The sequence below is a fragment of the Vibrio sp. MM46 genome (assembly GCF_027587135.1).
GTDB classification, from domain to species: domain Bacteria; phylum Pseudomonadota; class Gammaproteobacteria; order Enterobacterales; family Vibrionaceae; genus Vibrio; species Vibrio harveyi.
The window spans coordinates 1-4,905 of the sequence record NZ_JAPPTO010000058.1 but is presented as its reverse complement, the minus strand read 5'-3'; the positions used below and the strand labels follow the sequence as shown (position 1 = coordinate 4,905).

The 4,905-nt window shown below is 40.5% G+C and carries 8 protein-coding genes; all 8 read left to right on the top strand.

Translation table 11 applies throughout. From position 1 onward, the window contains the following. On the top strand, window positions 1-626 hold a 626-nt coding region (locus OH459_RS27690; RefSeq protein WP_269989787.1), incomplete at its 5' end, for a hypothetical protein. Between the two features lie 146 nt (window positions 627-772). Further along, the gene (locus tag OH459_RS27680; RefSeq protein WP_269989785.1) at window positions 773-1,612 is read left to right on the top strand and encodes an abortive infection family protein; all 840 of its coding nucleotides are present in this window, start codon (window positions 773-775) and stop codon (window positions 1,610-1,612) included. Between the two features lie 163 nt (window positions 1,613-1,775). Further along, window positions 1,776-2,105 (top strand): hypothetical protein, encoded by a 330-nt coding sequence (locus OH459_RS27670; protein ID WP_269989781.1) that lies wholly within the window; start codon window positions 1,776-1,778, stop codon window positions 2,103-2,105. Between the two features lie 141 nt (window positions 2,106-2,246). Beyond that, window positions 2,247-2,747 (top strand): flavodoxin family protein, encoded by a 501-nt coding sequence (locus OH459_RS27665; protein ID WP_269989779.1) that lies wholly within the window; start codon window positions 2,247-2,249, stop codon window positions 2,745-2,747. A 156-nt stretch (window positions 2,748-2,903) separates the two neighbouring features. Continuing rightward, a complete protein-coding gene (locus OH459_RS27660; protein WP_269989776.1) occupies window positions 2,904-3,380 on the top strand; it encodes a GNAT family N-acetyltransferase in 477 nt (158 codons plus the stop codon). Window positions 3,381-3,575: 195 nt separating this feature from the next. Continuing rightward, window positions 3,576-3,833: a type II toxin-antitoxin system Phd/YefM family antitoxin gene (locus OH459_RS27655; protein WP_005448240.1), complete on the top strand. Its 258-nt coding sequence runs from the start codon at window positions 3,576-3,578 to the stop codon at window positions 3,831-3,833. Further along, window positions 3,821-4,123: a type II toxin-antitoxin system RelE/ParE family toxin gene (locus OH459_RS27650; protein ID WP_269989774.1), complete on the top strand. Its 303-nt coding sequence runs from the start codon at window positions 3,821-3,823 to the stop codon at window positions 4,121-4,123. The genes OH459_RS27655 and OH459_RS27650 overlap by 13 nt, the downstream gene beginning before the upstream one ends. A 166-nt stretch (window positions 4,124-4,289) precedes the next feature. Then, the gene (locus OH459_RS27640) at window positions 4,290-4,799 is read left to right on the top strand and encodes a hypothetical protein (RefSeq protein WP_269989773.1); all 510 of its coding nucleotides are present in this window, start codon (window positions 4,290-4,292) and stop codon (window positions 4,797-4,799) included. Window positions 4,800-4,905: the final 106 nt, after the last annotated feature.

Sequence of the window (4,905 nt, the reverse complement as noted above, 5' to 3'; positions counted from 1 at the left end):
CTGCCATATTGTTTAACTTAATTACGCTTGGAAATGGAAGTTTTATGAAAACACTCTTATTACTTGTTGCGTTATTTCTATCGGGATGTACAACTGCTCTTTGGGCTCCTGAATATAAGCAAGAGATGATAGATGGCTTCTACGTAAAAAGTGATTCCGGAGAGCTATTTGTTACCGCCTCTAGTTCAGCTTATCTTTTCAAAATCAATAAAAATTTTGGAGATGCTCTTACTTTATCCAGAGAAGTAGATTTCTCCCCATCGTTTAACGAATTTGAGCTAAGGAAAGACAATACAATTGTTGGCACTGTATCGCTAACACTGCTAGGCGGTGAGCCGACCGCAGAATTAGAAAATCAACTTCTGTCGCTAGGCTTCAAAAAGGATGCTTTGCTAAGAGAATTTAGACTTACGGAAAAAGTAAAAGGAAAGCGATTCACGGTAGAGGGTGATTTCCCGCTAGTAAAACTAGAAAAGAGTCGGCGTATAAATATTGCACAACCATCTACCTTTTCTGAAGCGGCAGGAAAAATAGTTGCCACACCAGCTGCAATCATCATCGATTCTGCAGTCGTTGTGCCTGCTGTATTTGTAGGAGCTACGGTAATGGCGGCAGGTGGCAGCTAACAAACTGTTCAAGAGGGATTCGCAACGCGTGGCATTTTCACTATGCGTTGGTTTTAGTGTTTAAGGTGGTATGCAGCGGCTTTGGTATTGTGTTGCTCACCCCTTAACAGGGCGTTAGCGCGCAAGAGGAAATAATTAAGTAATTTATGAAAAAGAATATACCTGCTCCGGTTATTGCGGTGATCGCCGATAACCTTCCAACATTTGAAAGTCATGCGTCGATTGATAATTTATTCTTATTTGCCGATGCTCCATCAGATCCTCCTGAGGGATCTAAGCCGGTTAAGGTTAACGCTTGGTTAAGGCAAATCAACAAAGAATGTGAGCATCCATTGCACATTCTTGGAAAGATAATAGAGCCTTATATGGAGTTGCCAGAACCACCTGAGTCTCCGAGTTTCTTTGGTACACAGCTTCAAGTCACAGACCCAAAACAAGTATTCAAAACACAACTCGAAAAAGTACTATCGAGATGTAATCTTGTTTATATCTCTGGTGGTATTGTTTCGGACGGTACATCGCCAACAAGTAAGGCTTTATCTGAACTAATAAAAGGACGTGACATTCCTTCAATTGATGCTGAGTTTGAAAGGGCTCTAAGTAATGTAAACACTGAGCCTAGAGAAGCGGTGTCTGCTGCTTGTAATATTCTAGAGTCTATTTTTAAGGTTTACATTGAAGACGAAGAGCTAGAAAAACCTCAGAAGCAAGATTTACAAAATGTGTGGAAAGTGGTTCGTAATGACCTTGGCTTTAACACTAATACGTTAGAAGACAACGATCTTAAAAAAATCATGTCTGGTATTTTATCGGTGGTTGATGGTATCGGCGCGTTTCGAACTCATGCAAGTTCAGCACATGGTTCTGGGCGAAAAGTATATAACCTAAAGCCACGTCATGCTCGGTTAGCAATTCATTCTGCCCATACGATAGCGCTGTTTGTTCTTGAAACATGGGATGAGCGGAAGTCGAAAAAAGCGCGCTAACAATCTGTTTAAGAGTGATTCGCAACGCTTGGCATTTTTGCTATGCGTTGCGTTTTGTGTTTAAGGTGGTATGCGGCGGCATTAGTATTGCGTTGCTCACACCTTAACAGGGCGTTATGTTTATAATCAAAACTTGTGCAAATTCAGGGTTCTGTGTTTAATTATGAATGAAGAAAAAGCCAAAAAAATAATAGCAAAACTACACTCCGATTCTAAGAATTGGAGAAGAAAAGAGTTCAAAAAAGCTTACTTCTTTCTGACGGGACAAAAGCAGGTTATGCCTAAAGAAATGGCTCAAGAAATCCTTATGGCACTCGCTGATAATCAAAAACGCAGGGAAAGCGTTGAGTATGTGTCTGCATTTCTATTATTAACAGGTAAATGGTTATTACCAAAGACTATTGCTCCAAGTGGTATGTCTAGCCAAATTAAGGCTAAATACAGTCAAGGAGATCTGCTTACTTGCTCTAGTCCATTGGCGTATAAAAAATAAACATAACAAGGCGTTTAAGAGGGATTCTCAACGCTTGGCATTTTGGGTTTGATTCGGTTTTAGTGTTTACGGCACAATGGTTTAACTTGGGTGGTAGCGTTGTTCACCCCTTAACGCGGCGTTATGTAACATGGAGGTTCAATGAAAATCGCAGTTATTCTAGGTACATCAAGATCCGACGGAAACACTAGAAGTCTAGCCGAATCGTTCGTCGAAAAGTCGGGAGCAAAGTTGTTCGATCTCTCCGATTTCAACATCAGTTTCTACGATTATGAGCATGAAAATAGAAATGATGACTTCTTACCTATAATCCATGAAATTAGCGGTTTTGATCATGTGGTGTTTGCTTCACCTGTCTACTGGTACTCAATGTCAGCACAATTAAAAGTCTTTTTCGATCGACTATCTGATCTTTTAACTATCGAAAAGGATTTAGGTCGTAAGCTGAAAGGTAAGTCTGTTTCAGTGTTATCTACGGGCTATAATCAAGACTTACCTGACTGTTTCGTCCAACCATTCGAACTGACTGCAAATTATATGCAACTAGAATTCAAAGGGTGTGAGTACGTATCTATACAAACCGAGTCTGACTTGGCTAAAATTACAATTAGTGCGGCGCAAGCACTTGAAAATGTTACATAACAAGCAATTTAAGAGGGATTCACAACGCTTGGCATTTTTGCATCTACTTCAAATCTAGTGTTTATGGCACAATGCTTTATGTTTTGGGGGAGTCGTTGTTCACCCCTTAATTGGGCGTTATGTTTTTAATCAACTCCAAGGATTTAGGAGGGTAAAGTGATAAGTCTATTTGAAATGGAACCTGGTTGTTTTGACCTCTTTCGTGAAAACTTTATACGAGAATACGCTGGTTCTATCAGCTCCAATTATGGCTACTCTGAAAAGAAATCTTTTGAGTTCGCTTCCCTAGACTTCGAGATGAGACTACCCAATAAGCTTGATACTGACGGTAACTATGTCTGTTCTATTAAATTGGGGGAGCTATCTATAGGTCATCTTTGGTACATAGAGAGTGTAGAAGACTCAACCGCTTTTATTTGTGACTTCTTCATAGAGCAAAAGTATCGCAACTCAGGTTATGGCGAATTAGTAATAAAAAACCTTGAATCCCGCCTCAAACAAAGTGGTATTACAAGGTTGAAGCTCCATGTTGCAAATGGCAATAATGGTGCTTTAAGGCTGTATACTCGCCTTGGGTATGGGATCACAGGGCATAATCTATTCAAAAAGTTTGATTCGCTCGATGAACACTAAAACATAACAATCAATTTAAGAGCGATTCGGCACGCGTAGCATTTTTACTATGCGGTGGTTTTAGGGATTAAGGTGGCATGCGGGAGCATCGGTATGGCGTGCCTCACACCTTAATTGGGCGTTAGCCGTCATGGAGCTTGCTATACTTAAAGTGATAGAATAGTATCACTTTAGTATTCCTTTGGAGCAGCTCTCATGAAAGTAGAACTAGTTACATCACTTAAACGTCAAGCAACTAAGATCCTCGCCGATCTCCATGACACTAAAGAACCCGTGTTAATTACTGAGCATGGTAAGCCATCTGCGTATCTCGTTGATGTTGATGACTATGAATTTATGCAAAATCGTTTAGCTATTCTTGAGGGTATTGCTAGAGGTGAGCGGGCGCTAGCTGACGGTAAAGTGGTAAGTCACGATGAAGCCAAGGACAAAATGTCAAAATGGCTGAAGTAATCTGGACTGAACCAGCGTTATCTGACCTCAATGATATCGCTGAATATATAGCACTTGAAAATATCGTAGCTGCAAAGCAGTTAGTACAAACGATCTTCTCCAAAGTCGAACGCCTACAAACTTTCCCGGAGTCAGGTCGTATTCCACCTGAACTAGAACATTTAAGTTATCGTGAAGTTGTCGTTAATCCATGTCGCGTTTTCTATAAAAAAGACGGTGACAAAGTGTTTATTCTGTTTGTTATGCGTGCAGAGAGAGATTTGCGTAAGTACTTGTTGAGTAAGCAGTAACCTTTGGGAATGAGCGGCTAACAAACTGTTCAAGAGGGATTCGCAACGCGTGGCATTTTTACTATGCGTTGATTTTTTTGATTAAGGTGGTTTGCGGCGGCATCGGTATTGCGTTGCTCACCCCTTAACAGGGCGTTAAATTACAAGAGAGAAAGTTGTTAGACTTATGAACTATTATGTTTTGGCTTCTTTGGCTGAAGATATCAACTCAGGTTGGTGCTGGATTAAAGGCTCTGAAGTTTCTAATCGAAGCCTTGTTCAAATTAAAAACAATACTAACGGTAAATCTGTTGTATGCGAGGCTCTGTCTATAGACCGAAACTTTGAAAAGAAGTATGGGGATAGTAATGCATCCCAAACGAATAAAAACTTGCTGAATACATCAAATGTGGTTTTGATGAATGCGTGGTACAGAGAAAAGCTTGGAATCGATAAGACCCAAAGTAGTCAGGACCTTCAAATTAGTTTTGTTACAAAGTGGTGTGTTGGTAAGCGAATTAAAGCATGTACGATGCACCCGCAAGTAGCAGTCAGATTGAGCACATGGTTGGGGTTGATAGGGATTTTTGTTGGCACGGTTAGCTTAATTCCCAGTCAGCCACACAAATTGATGGCTGCAACTGCAATTGGGTTTTTTGTTGGCAAGCTGAACATGACACGCGCTTGGAGTAAGTAATTTAACAATCTGTTTAAGAGTGATTCGCAACGCTTGGCATTTTTGCTATGCGTTGCGTTTGGTGTTGAAGGTGGTATGCAGAAGCTTCGGTATTGCATTGCTCACA

Excerpts from the sequence above, each read along its gene's own strand:
- OH459_RS27680 (WP_269989785.1), top strand. The coding sequence starts at position 773 with ATGAAAAAGAATATACCTGCTCCGGTTATTGCGGTGATCGCCGATAAC.
- OH459_RS27670 (WP_269989781.1), top strand. The coding sequence starts at position 1,776 with ATGAATGAAGAAAAAGCCAAAAAAATAATAGCAAAACTACACTCCGAT.
- OH459_RS27665 (WP_269989779.1), top strand. The coding sequence starts at position 2,247 with ATGAAAATCGCAGTTATTCTAGGTACATCAAGATCCGACGGAAACACT.
- OH459_RS27655 (WP_005448240.1), top strand. The coding sequence starts at position 3,576 with ATGAAAGTAGAACTAGTTACATCACTTAAACGTCAAGCAACTAAGATC.
- OH459_RS27650 (WP_269989774.1), top strand. The coding sequence starts at position 3,821 with ATGGCTGAAGTAATCTGGACTGAACCAGCGTTATCTGACCTCAATGAT.
- OH459_RS27640 (WP_269989773.1), top strand. The coding sequence starts at position 4,290 with ATGAACTATTATGTTTTGGCTTCTTTGGCTGAAGATATCAACTCAGGT.